Origin of the sequence: Taibaiella soli (assembly GCF_003236175.1) — a bacterium.
Classification (GTDB): domain Bacteria; phylum Bacteroidota; class Bacteroidia; order Chitinophagales; family Chitinophagaceae; genus QKTW01.
Genome location: NZ_QKTW01000015.1, coordinates 47,321 through 65,896, shown reverse-complemented (window position 1 = coordinate 65,896; position 18,576 = coordinate 47,321). Strand labels below are relative to the sequence as shown.

Genomic DNA, 18,576 nt, shown 5'->3' with positions numbered 1-18,576 from the left:
GCAATTTTTTGTTTTGATTCCACCCAACGGGTTTTTGCGATGGTTTAATAGGTTGGTGAAAAAAGACGCAGCCGATTCAAAAAATGAAACGGGCGGAGCTTTAGCTGGCGAAAAATGGCCCGTTCTTTGTACTAAACAACAGCGTGCACCGGTTGTTTGTGTGTTAGGAAAATATAGCCGCGCAGATTCGTTTTACCGGCGGGATAGATTGAAAAAATAATGAAAGTATCAGACGCAAAACGATGTAATGAAATTTTAGGTTATCTGGTTCAGTCGGTGAATAAAATGCCGGTAGAATTATCTGTGCTTGCTGCGGAAATGAAATTGAAAGAGCCGACCATCCGGAAACACCTTGAGGCTATGTGCGAGCAGCATCCTGCCTGGTATCAATGGATGTATCGTGAATCCGCCATTTTGCTTTATAGACATTACCGTGATTCGGTAAACTTTTTTCTGCAAAGGGGCGGCTATTTAAAAACAATTAATAAAACAGTCAAATAGACAATTCTCTTTTCATTTATGGGTTCAAACACCGCCCGAAATTCTTTTCGGGCGGTATATAAATAACTAAGGAAAAATTCAGAATAGAATAATAAAAGTTGCTTCGTAAAATGAAAAATCAGCTGGGCGTGTCTACGCCCGGTTTTTTTATGTAAGTCGTAATAAACATCTGATGTTTAATTTCTGCCTGCCGCCCGAAGTGATTCTTGCCGTCTGAAATCTGACAATCAAAAAAGGGTTGCCTCATCGAGACAACCCTTTCGCATATATCAATCAAAAAAACTATTCCAGTGATTTAGCCGCGCTATCCTTAATTCTTTTTACCCAAGCCTTAAAGCGGAAGCTCAACAAACAAAGCACCGGCACAAGAATCAGTGTAAGGAAGGTTGCGAAGCTCAGACCGTAAATCATCGTCCACGCTAGCGGCGCCCAAAAATCAGCACTGTCACCACCAAAGAAGATATGCGGATTCAAATGACTGAAGAACGAAGCAAAATCGATGTTCATACCCACCGCCAACGGAATCAGACCCAGAATCGCAGCAGTTGCTGTGAGCAGTACCGGCGTCATACGTGTACGGCCAGCTTCTACCAGTGCGTCGTGTGGACTCATACCTTCCGCCAGCATCAAATCCATAAACTCTACGAGCAGGATACCATTTCGCACTACCACGCCGGCCAGCGCCACAATACCGATACCACTGATCGCAATTGAGAAATTGGTTTTGAAAATACTGATGCCCAAAATCACACCAATCAGACTGAAGAGCACCTCACTCAAAATGATCAGCGTTTTACTTAGTGAGTTAAACTGCAGAATCAGGATCATAAAGATCAAAGCCATTGCAATCATCATCGCGCGACCAAGGAAATTGGTCGTTTCTGCCTGATCTTCCTGTTGGCCACCCATGCGAATGCTGATACCGCTTGGTTTGTGGAAATTGCCGAGTTCAGTCTGGATATTCTGTACCACTTCGTTTGGATTAAAACCTGTGATAACATTCGAAGACAATGTGATAATACGAGTTTCATTTTTGCGCTTGATGCCGCCGTAAGTAGAAGAGTAGTGAACGTCTGCAAACGCACTCAGCGGAACCTGACGAATCACACCGCCCATACCCATATCGCGGAAGATAATTGGCATATTGCGTACTGCGTCAATATTCTCACGCTGATCTTTTTTCAGTCGTAGCGTAATCGGGTAGTCGTCATTCTGATCGCGGAAGCGTGAGACCTCCTTGCCGAAAATGGCTGTACGAAGGTTGTTCACAACCGTATACGTTGAAATACTCTCGTTGTTCATGCGTTCCCGGTTGAGGTCAAAAACAATCTCCGGATTCTTCGCCTGGAAGTCACTACGCAATTCTTCCACACCACCAATTTGCTTCACTTGCAAATAGCGTTTTAGTTTTTCAGAAGTAGATACCAACGAATCGAGGTTATCACCGGTAATCTCAATTACAATTGGTTTCGCCAATGGTGGGCCACTGCTTTCTTTGTCTACAGTCACTTCAGCGCCGGGAATATCGCGAACCGAATTGCGGATGTCTTCCATCAGTTTCCAGGTAGACACACCATGACGTTTCGCAAACTCAACATACGCCACTGTAATCTTACCCTTGTTCGGGAAGTCGCCGATTTCGCCACTATTCTGATCTACGGCATTTATGGTTACGTTAGAGATCACCGATTTTACCACATCATTTCCCTTGCCGGTTTTCGGATCTATTCCCAGTGCATGATTTACGCGGCCTTCCATTTTACGCAATACTTCATTGGTATAAGCCTGATCGGTACCAACCGGAAGATTGAGATACACATACGTGAAGTTTGGTTGCGCATCCGGGAAGAAAACAATATTTGGTTTGCGGACTACAAATGTTACAATCGATAGAATAAACAATATCACAGTTCCGCCTACCACTTTACCTGGATTGTCTAGTGCTACTTTCAACCATTTTGTATACCAGTTTTGGAATGCAGGCCAGACCTTGTTCTGGAAGGTGAAAATCCATTTGGCAAATACATATTTCTCCAGCAGGATAAACAGGTAGATGAAAATGATGAAGTTCCCAACGCCCCAGGATTTCGATAAGTAGAACAGCAATGCCAGCCCACCAAAAACAACGGCCAATGCACGGTCGCGTTTAGTGAAGCGAGCTTTTTTAAACTTATCTGTATGTTCATGCGGTTTCATAAAGCTTACCGCAAATACAGGATTGATGATGTAAGCGACAATCAAAGACGCCAGCAACGTAATGATCAATGTAATTGGCAGGTAGAAAAGGAAACTACCAATTACGCCCGGCCAGAATGCCAGCGGCACGAACGGCATGAGGGTCGTAGCGGTACCGGACAGTACTGGCAGGAACACTTCGTGCGTTGCAATTTTCGCGGCTTTATCAATCGGAACTTTACCGTTGTCAAAAATTCGGTGTGTATTCTCAATTACCACAATCGCGTCATCCACCACAATACCGAGCGCTAGCAGGAATGAGAACAGCACGATCATATTGAGTGTAAAACCAATTGTAGGAAGCACAAAGAACGCAATCGCACAGGAAAGTGGAACGGACAGCGCCACGAATAAGGCATTGGTTACGCCCATAAAGAACATCAGGATTACGGTTACCAATATGAACCCGATGATGATCGTGTTCACGAGGTCGGTAAGTGTATGTCTTGTTTGTTCGGACTGATCGCCGGTTACCACAATTTTCAGATCACGCGGCAAATCATTCTGCTCCATTTCTTCCAGCAGTTTTTCAATCTTGTCGGAAGCGTCGATCAGGTTTTCGCCTTTTGCTTTAATGATATTGAGCGTGATTACATTGTTACCGCCGAGACGCGCGTAGCTTTTTTGTTCTTCAAAACTATCTTCTACATCTGCGATGTCATGGAGATAAATGGCTTTACCTGATTGGTTTTTGACAATGATATTTCCAATCTGATCGGCAGTCTTGAATTCATTCTTAATGCTCAGCAAACGTTTCTGATTATCCATCGAAACCTGTCCCGCCGTGGCTGATACGTTTTCTTGTTGTACCGCATGGTCAATATCGTCAAACGTAAATCCGGATGCCTGCAGCTTAAACATGTCTACATTGATCTGGATTTCGCGTTCTGGCGCACCCACCATATCCACGCGTTTAATTTCTTTCAGGCCTTCAATATTGTCCTTCACCTTGTCTGCATATTTCTTCAGACGGTTCAGGTCATAGTTGCCCGAAATATTCACGTTGAGGATCGGTAACTCCGAAAGGTCGATATCCTTTACTTCAGGTTCGTTCGGCAGATTTTGCGGCATATCCGGCCGCGCTTTGTCCACCGCATCTTTTACGTCCTGCTTGGCTTTATCGATTTTTACATCGGTGTTAAATTCTACGATTACTACGGAATAATCCTGGAAGGAATTACTGGTTACTTTCTTAATGCCTGTCAGGTTCTTTACCTGCTTTTCAATCTGCTTCGTGACGAGGTTCTCCATGTTTTCAGGAGAAGTACCAGGATACAAAGTCTGCACAATAATCTGTGGAATTTTGATTTCCGGAAACTGTTCTTTCGGAAGATTGATATAGGCCAACAGCCCGGCCAGCGTAATGATGACCGTGACGATATAGATAGCCGTCCGGTGATCGATCGCCCAGCTGGACGGCTTAAACTCCTTAAATGTATCTTTCATTGGTTAAATTTTGATAGTGATGCATACTCAGGCCATCCGCACTATTCGATGATTTTGATCTTTTCGCCGTTATCTGTTTCTTCAAAACCTTCGGTGATAATTTTATCGCCAGCATTAAGGCCTGAAAGGATTTCCACTTGTCCGTTAGAAATGCGGCCGGTAGTAACGATCACAGATTTAGCTTTATCGCCGTTCGCTACGTAAAGCATATCACCATTCGCCGTTTTCTGAATCACAGAAACTGGTACTACGATAGCGTGCGAATTTTCATAATTCGCAATCTTCATTTTGCAAGACATATTCGGATGCAGCTTCGCGTTATACCCCAGACGTGCCTGTGCCACAAACGCGCGTGAGATTGGGTCTACAGCTTGTGCTACATAAGTCAGTTTCGTTTTCAGCGAATCATTCAGATCCGGGAATTCAAGGATGACATTATCGCCGGTTTTTACTTTGCCGAGATAGTTTTCTCCGAGTGTAGCTTCGGCACGTAGTTTGTTGAAATTAACGATGCGAATTGCTCCAAGCATGGGGCTAATTACGTCGCCTTCCTTGATGGCTACCGCGTCAACCACGCCGTCAATTGGCGAAATAATCCGGGCCATGTTTTTTTGCGCGATCAAAGCACTTTTTTGTTTAACTATCGCCTCGTAATTGGCTTTTGCCGTCAATAATTGCACTTCCGAACCAATATCCTCCGCCCAGAGTTTTTGCTGCTTTTCGTACAGCGATTTCAAAAGCTGGATGTTTGGTTCCATACCGGAGATTTGCTGATCAATTAATGCATTGTCCAGCGTCGCCAGAAGTTGCCCCTTTTTTACTTTGTCACCAGTACGTACTAATACCGATTTAATTGTTCCTTGCGTTTGCGACGTCGCCGCCACATTTTCATCGCTCAGAATCTGCGCCTGTACTTCTACATAAGCGGTAAAATCTACAGGGTTCACTACGGTAATAGAAACTGGAGTTGCTTTTCGGGTTGTATCCGGATTTTTTGACTCCAGCTCTTTGATCTGGATATCAATTTCAGAGCGTTGCTTTTTTAGCTTCGCGAGTTTAGCGTCTGCTTTTTCCTCGCCGGTTTGCCCGCCGCCGCATGATGCAAGCGCCAACGTTGTTATGAGTATATATAAACTGTGTTTCATTATCTTGATTTTATATTTTCAGAATGAGTGGTTTTATTTTAAAATGCCCAATGCTTTTTGTAGCTCAATCTTAGCGTAGATGGCTGCATTCAGCGATAAGAAGAAGTTGGACTGTGCCTGCAGATAAGCTGTTTCCGTTTGAATTACTTCCAGATTACTGCCCACTCCTTGGCGGTATTTTTTCTGAGCCAGCGTGTACACGTTTTTTGCCAGATCAAGGTTGGCGCGTTGGTTCTGTAAAGCAATAATTGCGTTTTTTAAAGTGCTGCGCGATTGCTGTTGCTGATAGGTAATGCCATTGCGCTGGTCTTCCAGTGTATTCTTCGTTTTTTCTACAGCGAAGTTGGCTTGCTTTACCCGGCTTCTACGTTGGTTGCCGTCGAATATCGGCACGTTAAGATTGAGTCCCACATACGAGAAATGCAGATATGGATTTTGAAACATCGCGCTAAACTGATCGCTCGCATAGTTGTAACCATACGCACCATTTGCTCTCAGCGAAGGAAGGTTTTGCCATTTATAACGTTTCAGATCCAGCAAGTTCAATTGTTGTTGTGTTTCTGTCAATTTATAATCCGGACGTTGACTAAATTCAAATGGATAATCTTCCAACAGATCAGCCATAGAAACCATCCCTTCTGCAAGTGTGTCTGATAAGCCAATCGTACTATCCAGCGGCATACCCATCTGGTATTTCAACGTTAGAATACTCACCGCAAATTGATTTTCCTGGCGGATCTTTTCCGTTTGAATATTGGCTGCCTGTACTTTCAACTGATCCACTGCAATTTTTTCTACAACACCTATTTTATAAGCCTTCTCGTTGTCTTCTGCAATCTTCTGTACATCCTTGTAGTTATTGTCCAGTATTTCCAGTTGCTTCTCATTGATTAAAACCGCATAGTAGAGTTTGGAAACAGTTTCGCGGATATCTACTTCTGTACGTTGTGTATTGATCGTTGCAAATTCTTCCAGCGTTTTACGCGCTTGTAATGCCACGGCAACAGATCCGTCAAACAAAAGCTGTGACGCTGTCAGGGTACCGGTTACATTGTTTTTCGGAGTAAATGCGATTGCCTGAAATGTACCGGCCGGCTGTCCGAAGAACTCTCCGGGTAAGAACGTTTTCTGTGTTTCAATATAGTATTGGTAAGATCCGGAACCATTTACCTGCGGCAATGCCAATCCGGTTACTTCTCTGTTTTTGGCCTTTGCAATCGCTTCATCGAGCCGGATGTTTTTCATCACGTTCTTGTGTTGGATTGCATACTCAATGCATTCATCGACACTCATTGGCGTAGCAGCTTCCTGAGCCTGAACTAAGCCCGGTAAGAAGCCCACCGCAAGGAGCAACGAAGTTTTTAATAGTGATTGTCTCATATTTTGACTACTTGCTTTAAATAGGTTTTCTTGTATTTCGTATAAAGTTTGATTCCTTTTGGCGTCATCAGTCCGTAGAGAAAATGTTCCATCAATTCCTTGTTCATTACATGCAGATCATAACGATCGTTGAGGAGTATTGGCGACATGCATAGCGACACAGAAGTTTCTATATAAATCTTTGCCATCAGATCTGCATTAATCTCTTCCCGATATAATTCTTCTTCTTTGCCGCGTTCAATATTCTTGCGAATTACGTCTACGTCCTGGCTCAGCAAAGTATCGCGGAAACGCTGATGTCCTTCGGGATAATAACGTTGCAATTCCATCATTGCAATCGGATTCATCTGCCGGAAAGTCTGCTCCATCAGCGACATCAGTCCAACCATAGCTTCAATGGCATTGCCTGAAGAATCAAAGATTTGCTGGCAGAGCTCAAACAAGTGGTTTTTGTACCAGGTTACCGATTCATTGATCACTTCCTGTTTGTTCGCAAAATGCTGATAGAGCGTTTTTTTAGAAACGCCGGTATGCCGGGCTATATCATCCATCGTGATGGTTTTGAACCCATACCGGCGGAATAGCTCTACGGCCGCATTCATAATTTTTGTGAGCGTATCCATAATTGATAAGCAAAACTATGGAAACGAAATCGAAGAAAAACGTTTCCATAAGAAATAATTATTTATAAGAATGATTTTTTCAGCCGTTTTTCGCCGGGAAAACGAATACAGAAAAGAAATGGCGGAAGGTTGTGCGCAAAAGATTGGTATAATTTTTGCCTATGCTAAATAGCCGGTTTATCGGCAAAATGATCTAAAATTGCTGAATTATAAATATTTTTAGCGTATAAAACGCGTTCAATATGGGATTTGTCAAAGAGTTTAAAGAGTTTGCCGTCAAGGGTAACGTTATTGATCTGGCAGTCGGTGTTATCATCGGTGGGGCGTTTGGTAAAATTGTGGATAGTGTGGTAAATGACCTCATTATGCCGCTTGTCGCCGCAATCATCGGGAAGCCGGATTTCAGCAATCTTTACGTTGTAATGAAAGGCACAGTTCCTGATGGGGCTGCATTGGCTGATGCCCGCAAAATCCCTGATACGGTGATTTTTGCTTACGGTAATTTTATAACAGTGGCCATCAATTTCATTTTATTGGCGCTGATCATCTTTATGCTTATCAAAGGCATCAACAAAATGAAGCGCAAACAGGAAGAGGCTCCTGCGGCTCCTGCAGAACCATCCAGCACTGATAAATTGCTGATGGAAATCAGAGATCAATTAAAAAAGAATTAGTCGCACCTACCAGAAGAACGATAATTTATACAATTTTGTGGCGGATCATACCAGGATTACAGGAATGGCAAAGGGAAAAGTATATCAAGAATTTTGTGCGCTAAAGGCGCAGGGAAAGAGCGCATTTGCGGTTTTGGTGGATCCCGATAAAGTGGCGCCGGCAGATATGCCGCATATGGCCGCTTTGTGTGAAGACGCAGGTGTCGATTATTTATTTGTAGGCGGCAGCCTGTTGATCGACAATGAGCTGGAAGTTTGTATTCAGCGTTTTAAGGCGAATTCAAATATCCCGGTTGTACTGTTTCCGGGCAGCCCGATGCAGGTGACGCCTTATGCAGATGCCTTGCTTTATCTTTCCCTTATCTCCGGCCGTAATCCGGATTTGCTTATCGGTCAGCATGTTGTTTCTGCACCGATGGTGAAAGCCAGCGGCATTGAAGTGATTTCTACCGGTTATATGGTAATTGACGGAGGTGTGCCGACAACGGTTTCTTATATGAGCCATTCTGCGCCAATCCCGGCCAATAAACCAGATATTGCTTTGTGTACTGCCTGGGCGGCTGAGCTTCAGGGCAAACATGTGATTTATATGGATGCGGGTAGTGGTGCCCGCAACCCGGTTTCTGAAGAAATGATCCGTAAGGTGAGCAGTCACATCAGCGCACCGTTGATTATTGGTGGCGGCATTCATACTCCGGAAAAAGTTTATGCTAATTGTCAGGCAGGTGCAAACGTCGTAGTAGTGGGTAATGCGATCGAAAAAGATCCGATGCTGATCCGCGATTTGGCGCAGGCAGCAAAGCAATCGATGGTGGAAAAATAACTCCGCTTAAAAATAATATCTCTTATTTTGACTGATAATGAGGTGTTTGTAAGAGTAGTTGCTGATTTTTATATTTTTCAATTTGGTGGGTAAATATATATCCTTACCTTTGCAGTCCTTGAAAAAATGAATACCCTTGTAAAAGGGCAAAATTATAATAAAAGTAGATTATGAAACGTACGTATCAACCTCACCGCAAGCGTCGTAAAACTGTACACGGTTTCCGCAAGCGTATGCAATCAGCTAATGGCCGTAAGGTTCTTGCTTCACGTCGTGCTAAAGGACGCCACAAGCTGACTGTTTCTGACGAAAAGCGCCTGAAATAACCTTAAAATTATTTCGCCATTCGTAATACTTTAAAAGCATACGAGCGGCTGAAGCGCGAACAGCATATTGATACGCTTTTCCGTACAGGGAAAGCGTTTTCTGTTTTTCCGCTTAAGTGTGTTTATCTGCCGGTAACGCGCGCATCTGAAATGCCGCCAACGCTGGCAGGTTTCTCTGTGCCCAAGAAAAAATTTCGCAAGTCGGTAGACCGGCAGCGGGTAAAACGTCTGATGCGTGAAGCGTGGCGATTGCAAAAGCATGTACTTGCTACAGCTGCCGCGCCCGAACGACAGCTGCACGTTTTCTTTATTTTTACAGGGCCGGAATTGCCGGATCTGAAAACGGTACAGACTGCTATGGCAAAATGTATCGACAAGCTGATGCCGCAAATGACTGATGCTCATGCGTAAGTTTTTCTCCATACTTTTTAGCGGACTGATCCGTTTTTATCAGAACGCCATTTCTCCGTTTTTAGGAGCTAAATGTCGTTATACGCCTACCTGCAGCGCATATGGATTGGAGGCTATTCGCAAATATGGTCCGTGGAAAGGTGGTTGGATGGCATTGCGCCGTATTCTTTCCTGCAATCCCTGGGGCGGGCACGGTTATGATCCGGTACCGTAGATCGCTGATTTGGTGAATGGTCAATTGTGAATGGTGAAAAGTCAAACGTCAATGGTCAGCGTTTTGTTAGGCTTCGACTCCGCTCAGTCTCACAAGCGTAAGGAGCAAAGGTCGCAAAGTTTGTCACCCTCTGAGCGAAGGCGTGAGGGCTCACGGTGGCACAACGGCGCTAATTCGTGTTAACGTATCAACCAGTCATTGACCTATTAATGTATTAACTTATCAACGTACATTGTTTGATAATTAATGTGCATTTAATGAAAAGGGTTTCTGCTTTAGCGCTTTTTCTTCTTTCCTCTGTTACAGTTATCGCTCAAAAACAATTGAGCCAGTTTGTAAATCCATTTATTGGCACGGGTGGCCATGGGCATACATTTCCGGGCGCGATTGTGCCGTTTGGGATGATGCAGGTGAGCCCGGATACGCGGCTTGACGGCTGGGATGGCTGCAGTGGTTATCATTACAGTGATTCGGTTGTCTATGGGTTTTCGCATACGCATCTGAGCGGTACAGGTTGCAGTGATTATGGAGATATTCTGCTCATGCCGGTCGTGCAAAATATTTCGCTTGATCATTATCAGTATGCTTCTGTGTTCTCCCATAAAAAAGAAAAAGCAACGCCGGGCTATTATCAGGTTTATCTGGCAACGCCGAAAGTGAACGTAGAACTCACGTCCACGGCACGTTGTGGTATGCATCGTTATACGTTTCCCAAGAATGCAGCGCAGTCTGTGGTGCTTGATCTGAAACACCGGGATGAAGTACTCGACAGCAAATTGGAAGTGCTGGACAGTTTTACGCTGCGTGGCTACCGTTTTTCAAAAGCCTGGGCGCGCAATCAGAAGGTTTTCTTCGAAATAAAATTCTCAAAGGCAATACAGCAAATGGACGGACTAAATACAAGTTCGTTTGTACCGTTTAGTATTTCTGGTAAACGGATTATTACCCAAATTCATTTCCGGAATGATGGTAAACCTTTGCTCGTGAAAGTAGCCGTCAGCGCCGTAGATGAAAATGGTGCGCATCAGAATATGCAGGCAGAAATGCTGGACTGGAATTTTGAGAAATACCGTAAGGCGGCCAAAGAAACCTGGAACAAAGAATTGGCGAAAATTGAAGTGGGCGGCGGTACGGCGGATCAGAAAACTGTTTTCTATACAGCTTTGTACCATTGCATGACGGCGCCCAATATTTACAGTGATGTAGATGGTCGTTATCGCGGCCGCGATGATAAAATTCATACTACAGGAGGTAAATTCGATTACTATACCGTATTCTCACTTTGGGATACTTATCGTGCGGAACATCCGCTGCTGACGATCATTGATCCGAAGCGGACCAACGATATCATCAACACATTTATTAAAGAGTACGAGCAAGGCGGAATTCTTCCTGTCTGGGAACTTTCTTCGAATGAAACCTGGTGTATGATCGGTTATCATGCTATTCCGGTAATTTGGGATGCGTATAGCAAAGGTATTCGAGGCTATGATGCAGCGAAAGCTTTTGAGGCTATGAAGCATAGCGCCATGACGAATTATTTTGGTTTGGGGTCTTATAAAAAGTATGGTTATGTGCGTTCGGAAGATGATTATGAATCGGTTTCCAAAACGCTGGAATATGCCTACGATGATTGGTGCATCGCGCAGATGGCAAAGGCTTTGGGCAAAACAGACGATTATAATTATTTCGCGAAGCGGGCCCAGAACTGGAAAAACGTGTACGATCCAACAACCGGTTTTATGCGGGCGCGTAAGAATGGAACATTAACAGAGCCATTCAGTCCGTACATGGTCGATAATAATTTTACAGAAGCTAATTCATGGCAGTACTCATTTTCTGTACAACAGGATATTGACGGATTAGCTGCGATGTTGGGCGGAAAAGAAAAATTCGAAGACAAGCTGGATGCATTATTTCACGCCAAAACAGAAACCGAAGGCCATCAGTTGGATGACATCGCGGGTTTGGTAGGGCAGTACGCGCATGGAAATGAACCGAGTCACCATATCGCTTACTTATACAACTACGTCGGCAAGCCCGAAAAAGAACAGGCCGTCGTGAAGTATGTAATAGACAGCTTTTACAAAAACACGCCGGACGGACTGATTGGAAACGAAGACTGCGGGCAGATGAGCGCCTGGTATGTGATGAGTGCGATTGGTTTTTATCCCGTTGTTCATAATCGGGCAGAATATGAAATTGGGATGCCGCTGTTCGACTCTGTAAAAATTGGCAACACGCTGATCACGAAAAAACGATTTGCGGCGGAATTGGCTATGGGTAGTGGAAAGCATCGCGTGCTGCGTTATCACTATTTCAAAGACACAGTTGCTTATCAATTTTTAGATGCTCATTTGGAGAAAGATCTGATTAATGAAATTGTGCCCAATCCGTTTATTATTAATGCCGGTCGTGTTTTCAGGGATGCACAGGATATTACGATTCAATGCGCCGATAAAAACGCTGATATCTATTATTCATTCAATAACCTGGAATTTGCCCGGTATAACCGGCCATTGCCGATTTCCCAAAATGCCAATTTGAAATTCTATGCGCAAAAAGGCAATGTGAAAAGTTATGTTCAGGAAGCAAACTTTAACCGTTTGCCAGATGATCGGTCCATTACTTTGATTTCGCCTTATGTAAAACAGTATAACGCCGGTGGGCCAGATGCATTGATTGATGGTTTGCGTGGTACGCTTAACTGGCGCAAAGGCAATTGGCAGGGATTTCAGCAAGATTTTGAAGCGGTGGTTGCATTCGATAAGATTAAAGATGTTCACCAGATCTCCATTGGCTTTTTAGAGGATCAGGGAGCCTGGATTTTTTACCCGAAAGTGATTTCTTATTGGGCAAGTGACGATTCTAGCCACTGGAATCTTATAAAAACGGTTGTAGCCGGAAAAGCGGAGCACGATGAAAAAGTGAAAATGGAAAACTTCACGCTGGATAAGGGTTTCAGAGCGAAGTATGTCAAAATAACGGCCCAAAACTTTGGAAAATTGCCGGAATGGCATGAAAGTGCAGGTAAGCAATCATATCTGTTTATCGATGAGCTGGAAATTAAATAAGTACATTTTTGCGTTAATTATCAGCGTATTAAATAGATCACTAAAAAAATCTGTATATAAAGTTTGCGATAAAAAGTCGGGTGTTATCTTTGCGCCCACAACTTTAAAACATGCTCTCACTTGATTTAACTGGTAAGACGGCGTTGGTCGCTGGTAGTACGCAGGGTATCGGGTTGGCATCAGCACAGGAACTGGCCGAAATGGGCGCTACCTGTGTGCTGATTGCCCGCAACGAAGATGCACTGAAGAAGGCAGTAGCTACGTTGAATACAGGTAAGGGTCAGGCTCACAGTTATCTGGTGGCCGATTTTTCCAAAACAGAACAAGTGCGTGAGGTAATGACGGGTTTTGTAAAAGATCATACCGTTCATATTTTGATTAATAACAGTGGCGGTCCCGCAGGCGGCCCGATCACTGAAGCTACTACAGATGCTTTCCTGGCTGCGTTCCAGCAACATCTGATCTGTAATCATATCACTACTACGGCCGTGGCTCCCGGAATGAAGGCTGCAGGATTTGGTCGTATTATTAATATTATATCTACTTCCGTAAAAATTCCGCTGAAAGGTTTGGGCGTATCCAATACTATCAGAGGGGCAGTTGCGTCATGGGCTAAAACAATGGCCAATGAACTGGCGCCATTTGGTATCACGGTTAATAACGTGTTGCCGGGTGCTACAGCTACCGCCCGATTGGAATCAATTATCGGAAACAAGGTTGCCAAGACCGGTTTAGGTCAGGATGCTGTGGAAAAGGAAATGATGGAAGAGATTCCTGCGAAACGTTTTGGCCGTCCCGAAGAGATTGCCTCAATGGTTGCATTTTTGGCGTCTCCTGCTGCTGCTTATGTCAACGGAACAAGTATTCCGGTGGATGGTGGCCGTACCGGGTCGATTTAAAATGCAAGTACCGGAAATTCTAAGACATCCATTTTAAAAAAACGGAAAAATTAGGGTTTCAAAAAGCGGAAAAACGGTGACATAAAAATGACATTTCACATTGTCATTTTATTAAAAATGTCCTGAAACCCGCTCCAGTACTGAAAAACATTTTTTGTGAAATGTGTGGAAAGTTTGGGGATTGTGTTGTAGTTTTGCCCCTGCTTTGTCTAAAAGGAACGTTAATTTTCAATTTTATTCCTGTGCCAGAATCATTTAAGCCGATGTTCCAAAAAATTACCCGGAGCGCATTTGCTTTCGTAATTGCACTGCTGTTAAGCTCAATTTCTGCTTATGCTGCCCCAGATGGTAAGGCCATCTTCCAATCTAATTGTGCCAGCTGTCACAATCCTCTGAAGGATGCGACTGGTCCTCACCTCCAAGGTGTTGACGGACGCGTACCAAGCAAGGACTGGATCTACAACTGGGTTCACAACTCTTCAGCTGTTATCGCAAGTGGCGACAAGTACGCCAACGAGCTGTATAACAAATGGGGTAAAACCAACATGACTCCGTTCCCGGGTCTCTCTAAAGAAGAGATCGATGCGGTAGTTACTTACGTTAACTCAGTAAAGGCTCCTACGCCGGGTGGTGAAACGCCAGGTGCGACTGGTGAAGCTCCTGCGGAAAACAACGGTTGGCTGTACACAATCATTACACTGGCGCTGGTAGTGCTGATGATAATCTTGTGGAGAGCAAACGCTGGTCTGCGTCGCGTAGCTTCTGAAAAAGAAGGCCTGCCGGTAGAAAAAGAAATCCCGGTTTACCGTAATAAAGTATTCATCGCGGTTGCTGCTATCGTAGTGTTTATCGCTGCAGGTTACTGGATCGTAAATGGTGCGATCAACATGGGCCGTCAGCAAAACTATCAGCCACAACAGCCGATCTTCTACTCACACAAAGTACACGCCGGTATCAACCAGATCAACTGTCTGTACTGTCACGCAGGTGCTGAGAAGAGCCGTCAGGCGATGATTCCTTCTCCAAACATTTGTATGAACTGTCACAAGCAGATCAACGAATACACTGGGGAGAAAGAATATCCACTGTACACTGCTGAAGGTAAAAAAGTAGATGGTACTGCTGAGATCCACAAACTGTATGAATATGCTGGCTGGGATCCTGTTAAGAAAGAATACAAGCGTAAGGCTAACGGCGATATCGATGCAAAACCGATCAGCTGGGTGAAAATCCACAACTTGCCTGACCACGTATACTTCAACCACTCACAGCACGTGAAAGTTGGACAAGTACAATGTCAGCGTTGTCACGGTCCGATCCAGGATATGGACGAAGTTTACCAATTCGCTCCACTGTCAATGGGCTGGTGTATCAACTGTCACCGTCAGACACAAGTTCAGTTTGCAAACAACAACTACTACAGCATCTTCGAAAAATATCACCAAGAACTGCAAGCTGGTAAACGTACCGGTGTAACAGTAGAAGATATCGGCGGTCTGGAGTGTCAACGTTGTCACTACTAAAAATAATCAGTCGGTTAGCTGATTGTAAGATTGGCTAACCGATGTAGCAAATAAGTTTTAAGAAACAATATATCATTAGCTAATCAGCTAATTAGCATAAGCTAATCAAAAAGATATGAGTCAAAAACAATACTGGAAGGGACTTGATGAGCTGAATAACACAGATGCTCATAAAGAAGTGGTAGAAAACGAGTTCAGAGAATCATTGCCTTTTGATGTCAGTGATAGTCTGCTTGGTTCTACAGCTCCCCGCCGCGACTTTTTGAAATATTTAGGTTTCAGTACTGCTGCTGCAATACTGGCTGCAAGCTGCGAAATGCCGGTACGCCGTGCGATTCCGTACGCTATCAAACCAGAGGACATCGTTCCGGGTGTTCCAAACTATTATGCTTCTACGTTTACTGATGGTGGTGATTATTGCGCTGTAATTATTAAAACACGCGATGGTCGTCCTATTAAATTAGAAGGCAATCCAAAATCTTCCATTACAAAAGGTGGTACTTCTGCACGCGTACAGGCTTCAGTTCTGAATCTGTACGATAAAGCACGTCTCCGTCAGCCTCAGGCAGATGGTAAAGAAGCGAGCTTCGATGCAATTGACCGTCAAATAAAAGAAGCGCTTACGGCTAATGCACGTCCGGCTTACATCCTGACGTCTTCTATTCTGAGCCCTTCTACAAAAGAAGTTATTGCTCAATTCCTGGCTAAATACCCTGGTTCTAAGCACGTAGTTGCTGATCCGGTTTCTTACTCAGGTATGCTGATGGCTAACGAAGCAAGCTACGGTAAACGTGCCCTGCCTTCTTACCATTTTGAAAAAGCAGAAACAATCGTGAGCCTTGGTGCTGATTTCCTTGGTACATGGCTTTCTCCGATAGAATTTGCAAAACAATACAGCTCTGGCCGTCGCATCAGTGCACAGAACCTGAAAATGTCTAAGCACTATCAGGTAGAATCAGTTCACTCTCTGACTGGCGCTAACGCGGATCACCGTGCTACTTGCCGCCCTTCAGAAAGCGGTGCTGTAGCAGTTGCATTGTATAACGCGGTTGTAAACGGAACTGTACCTTCTTTCGGCAGCAAGAAACTGAACGAAGTAATTACTAAAGCTGCTGCTGATCTGAAGAAAGGCAACGGTCTGGTAGTTTCCGGTTCAAACGATGTAAGTGTTCAAACAGTAGTAAACGCAATCAATGATAAGATCGGTGCTAACGGCACTACTATCAACTGGGGCGTTGCTTCTAATTATAAACAAGGTATCGATGCGGATATGGTTGCGCTTGTAGAAGCCATGAACGCAGGACAGGTAGGCACTTTGATCATCCACGGTCTGAACCCTGTTTACGAATACCACGACAGCAAAAAATTCGTAGACGGTCTCGCAAAAGTTCCGGTTACGGTTTCTACTGCTGATCGCATGGATGAAACTGCTCAGAAAGTAAAATTTGTTATTCCTGATCATCATTTCCTGGAAAACTGGGGTGACGCTGAACCTAAAACAGGTTTCTTCAGTCTGCAACAACCTGGTATCGCTCCGCTGTTCAAAACACGCGCATTCCAGGATAACCTGATGACCTGGGCTGGTGCAACCGGTACTTACGCTGATTTCTGGAAACAGTATTGGATGGGTAAACTGGGTAGCCAGGCAAATTTCGATCAGACTTTGCAAGAAGGTATTCTGGAACCGGCTGCTGAAACTATCAGTGGCGCTGCATTCAGCGGTAATGTTTCAGATGCTATCGCTAAAGTATCTGCTAATAAAGTAGCAACAGGAATGGAAGTTGTAGTGTACCAGAAAGTGGCTATCGGTCACGGTGGTGCATGGAGTAACAACCCATGGTTGCTTGAAATGCCTGATCCGATCACAAAAGCAACCTGGGACAACTACGCTGCTGTTTCTCCTCTTCGTGCAAAAGAACTGCATGCTGAACTGAACGGTCAGAACGAAGTAGATGCTAAGAAGCATGTGATCAAAGTAAAAGCCGGCGGCGTTGAAATGGAATTGCCAATTGTAGTGGTTCCAGGTATGCACAACGACGTAGTGGCTGTAGCACTTGGTTTCGGTCGCGATGCAAAAGTTGGTCGCGCTGCTGCAAGTGATGCAACGAAAGGTGGTAAAAATGCTTATCCGTTCACTTCTTTCAACGGTCAGACTGTAATGTATACAGCACCTGCTACTGTAGAAGAAACTGGTAAATTATATGATATAGCTATCACGCAAACGCACCATAGCTATGAAGGTCGTCCGGTAGTTCACGAATTCACAGCTGAAGAATTCGCTAAGAATCCGAACGCACTGATCGAAGAACGTTTCGAAGAAATCGGCAAATTCACTGCGCTTCCTTGGTCAGAAGGTAAGAAAGAAGAGGGGCATAAGGAAGAGAACGCAGGTGAAATGGCTGAGAAAATGGACGAAGGTTTCCGCGAAAACGGTACCATGTTCCCTAACTACGACAACGAACCTAGTCACCAAGGTATTCACTGGGGCATGTCATTTGACCTGAACAGTTGTATCGGTTGCGGTGCTTGCGTAGTAGGTTGTCAGGCTGAAAATAACATCTCTGTAGTAGGTAAAGAACACGTAGCCAAAGCGCATGAAATGCATTGGATCCGTATCGATCGCTACTTCTCAGGTATGCCGGAAGATCCAGATAGCATCCAGACTGTATTCCAACCAATGACTTGTCAGCACTGTGATAACGCTCCTTGTGAAAACGTTTGTCCGGTATCAGCTACCAACCACAGCTCTGAAGGTCTGAACCAAATGGCTTACAACCGTTGTATCGGTACCAAATATTGCGCGAACAACTGTCCTTATAAAGTACGTCACTTTAACTGGATGGATTGGAACGGTGCAGACTGTTTTGATGACAACCTTTACGAAGATGGCCGTCGTGATGATATGAACGATGATCTGACACGTATGGTGTTGAACCCAGACGTAACAGTTCGTAGCCGCGGTGTAATGGAAAAATGTAGCTTCTGTGTACAACGTCTGCAAGATGGCAAGCTGAACGCTAAGAAAGCTGGTCGTCCGCTGATTGATGGCGAAGTGAAAACTGCTTGTCAGCAAGCATGTCCTACAGATGCGATCACGTTCGGTAACTATTATGACAAAGAAAGTGCGATCTACAAACTGCGTCAAAAGGATCAAAAAGAACGCTTGTTCTATGTACTGGAGCAAATCCACACATTGCCAAACGTTAGTTACCTTGCAAAAGTTCGTAACACTGACGAAATCGTAGCTGGTAACGAGAAGCTGGACGGAATGATGAACGAGCACATTTAATAAGTGCTGCCTG

Annotated in this window: 14 protein-coding genes; 10 read left to right on the top strand and 4 right to left on the bottom strand. The window is 44.3% G+C overall.

Annotated elements, in window-relative coordinates; all coding sequences use genetic code 11:
• The first annotated feature begins 219 nt into the window (after window positions 1-219).
• Window positions 220-501 carry a hypothetical protein gene (locus DN068_RS09480; RefSeq protein WP_110998673.1) on the top strand — a complete coding sequence of 94 codons (282 nt, stop codon included), beginning with the start codon at window positions 220-222 and terminating at the stop codon, window positions 499-501.
• 282 nt (window positions 502-783) lie between these two features.
• Here the strand turns inward: DN068_RS09480 and DN068_RS09475 are convergent, their stop codons facing one another.
• The 4 genes from DN068_RS09475 to DN068_RS09460 are packed head-to-tail and all read right to left on the bottom strand — an operon-like array spanning window position 784 to window position 7,330.
• Window positions 784-4,182, bottom strand: coding sequence for an efflux RND transporter permease subunit (locus DN068_RS09475; protein ID WP_110998672.1), 3,399 nt, complete (start codon window positions 4,180-4,182; stop codon window positions 784-786).
• 41 nt (window positions 4,183-4,223) lie between these two features.
• Window positions 4,224-5,327: an efflux RND transporter periplasmic adaptor subunit gene (locus tag DN068_RS09470; RefSeq protein WP_110998671.1), complete on the bottom strand. Its 1,104-nt coding sequence runs from the start codon at window positions 5,325-5,327 to the stop codon at window positions 4,224-4,226.
• Window positions 5,328-5,360: 33 nt separating this feature from the next.
• Window positions 5,361-6,707, bottom strand: coding sequence for a TolC family protein (locus DN068_RS09465; protein WP_110998670.1), 1,347 nt, complete (start codon window positions 6,705-6,707; stop codon window positions 5,361-5,363).
• The gene (locus DN068_RS09460; RefSeq protein ID WP_110998669.1) at window positions 6,704-7,330 is read right to left on the bottom strand and encodes a TetR/AcrR family transcriptional regulator; all 627 of its coding nucleotides are present in this window, start codon (window positions 7,328-7,330) and stop codon (window positions 6,704-6,706) included. The genes DN068_RS09465 and DN068_RS09460 overlap by 4 nt, the downstream gene beginning before the upstream one ends.
• Window positions 7,331-7,572: 242 nt before the next feature.
• Here DN068_RS09460 and mscL point away from each other — a divergent pair, with 242 nt between their 5' ends.
• From mscL to DN068_RS09415, 9 genes are all read left to right on the top strand, one after another.
• Window positions 7,573-8,004 (top strand): large conductance mechanosensitive channel protein MscL, encoded by a 432-nt coding sequence (mscL, locus tag DN068_RS09455; RefSeq protein WP_110998668.1) that lies wholly within the window; start codon window positions 7,573-7,575, stop codon window positions 8,002-8,004.
• 64 nt (window positions 8,005-8,068) lie between these two features.
• The gene (locus DN068_RS09450; RefSeq protein ID WP_110998667.1) at window positions 8,069-8,827 is read left to right on the top strand and encodes a geranylgeranylglyceryl/heptaprenylglyceryl phosphate synthase; all 759 of its coding nucleotides are present in this window, start codon (window positions 8,069-8,071) and stop codon (window positions 8,825-8,827) included.
• A gap of 170 nt (window positions 8,828-8,997) precedes the next feature.
• Entirely contained in the window at window positions 8,998-9,153 is a 156-nt protein-coding gene (gene rpmH, locus DN068_RS09445; RefSeq protein WP_110998666.1) for a 50S ribosomal protein L34, read from the top strand.
• An 18-nt stretch (window positions 9,154-9,171) separates the two neighbouring features.
• Entirely contained in the window at window positions 9,172-9,564 is a 393-nt protein-coding gene (locus DN068_RS09440) for a ribonuclease P protein component (RefSeq protein ID WP_110998665.1), read from the top strand.
• The gene (yidD, locus tag DN068_RS09435) at window positions 9,557-9,778 is read left to right on the top strand and encodes a membrane protein insertion efficiency factor YidD (protein WP_207798890.1); all 222 of its coding nucleotides are present in this window, start codon (window positions 9,557-9,559) and stop codon (window positions 9,776-9,778) included. The genes DN068_RS09440 and yidD overlap by 8 nt, the downstream gene beginning before the upstream one ends.
• 257 nt (window positions 9,779-10,035) lie before the next feature.
• Window positions 10,036-12,852, top strand: a complete 2,817-nt coding sequence (locus tag DN068_RS09430; RefSeq protein WP_110998663.1) for a GH92 family glycosyl hydrolase — start codon at window positions 10,036-10,038, stop codon at window positions 12,850-12,852.
• Window positions 12,853-12,962: 110 nt separating this feature from the next.
• On the top strand, window positions 12,963-13,751 hold the full coding sequence (locus DN068_RS09425; protein ID WP_110998662.1) for an SDR family oxidoreductase: 789 nt from the start codon (window positions 12,963-12,965) through the stop codon (window positions 13,749-13,751).
• 263 nt (window positions 13,752-14,014) lie between these two features.
• Window positions 14,015-15,274: a c-type cytochrome gene (locus tag DN068_RS09420; RefSeq protein WP_110998661.1), complete on the top strand. Its 1,260-nt coding sequence runs from the start codon at window positions 14,015-14,017 to the stop codon at window positions 15,272-15,274.
• 115 nt (window positions 15,275-15,389) lie between these two features.
• A complete protein-coding gene (locus tag DN068_RS09415; RefSeq protein ID WP_110998660.1) occupies window positions 15,390-18,563 on the top strand; it encodes a TAT-variant-translocated molybdopterin oxidoreductase in 3,174 nt (1,057 codons plus the stop codon).
• The last annotated feature ends 13 nt before the right edge of the window (window positions 18,564-18,576 follow it).

What these genes read in the sequence shown, in the direction of transcription:
- DN068_RS09475 (WP_110998672.1), bottom strand. Translation starts at nt 4,182, where the DNA reads ATGAAAGATACATTTAAGGAGTTTAAGCCGTCCAGCTGGGCGATCGAT.
- yidD (WP_207798890.1), top strand. Translation starts at nt 9,557, where the DNA reads ATGCGTAAGTTTTTCTCCATACTTTTTAGCGGACTGATCCGTTTTTAT.
- DN068_RS09470 (WP_110998671.1), bottom strand. Translation starts at nt 5,327, where the DNA reads ATGAAACACAGTTTATATATACTCATAACAACGTTGGCGCTTGCATCA.
- DN068_RS09465 (WP_110998670.1), bottom strand. Translation starts at nt 6,707, where the DNA reads ATGAGACAATCACTATTAAAAACTTCGTTGCTCCTTGCGGTGGGCTTC.
- mscL (WP_110998668.1), top strand. Translation starts at nt 7,573, where the DNA reads ATGGGATTTGTCAAAGAGTTTAAAGAGTTTGCCGTCAAGGGTAACGTT.
- rpmH (WP_110998666.1), top strand. Translation starts at nt 8,998, where the DNA reads ATGAAACGTACGTATCAACCTCACCGCAAGCGTCGTAAAACTGTACAC.
- DN068_RS09430 (WP_110998663.1), top strand. Translation starts at nt 10,036, where the DNA reads ATGAAAAGGGTTTCTGCTTTAGCGCTTTTTCTTCTTTCCTCTGTTACA.
- DN068_RS09415 (WP_110998660.1), top strand. Translation starts at nt 15,390, where the DNA reads ATGAGTCAAAAACAATACTGGAAGGGACTTGATGAGCTGAATAACACA.
- DN068_RS09460 (WP_110998669.1), bottom strand. Translation starts at nt 7,330, where the DNA reads ATGGATACGCTCACAAAAATTATGAATGCGGCCGTAGAGCTATTCCGC.
- DN068_RS09480 (WP_110998673.1), top strand. Translation starts at nt 220, where the DNA reads ATGAAAGTATCAGACGCAAAACGATGTAATGAAATTTTAGGTTATCTG.
- DN068_RS09450 (WP_110998667.1), top strand. Translation starts at nt 8,069, where the DNA reads ATGGCAAAGGGAAAAGTATATCAAGAATTTTGTGCGCTAAAGGCGCAG.
- DN068_RS09420 (WP_110998661.1), top strand. Translation starts at nt 14,015, where the DNA reads ATGTTCCAAAAAATTACCCGGAGCGCATTTGCTTTCGTAATTGCACTG.
- DN068_RS09425 (WP_110998662.1), top strand. Translation starts at nt 12,963, where the DNA reads ATGCTCTCACTTGATTTAACTGGTAAGACGGCGTTGGTCGCTGGTAGT.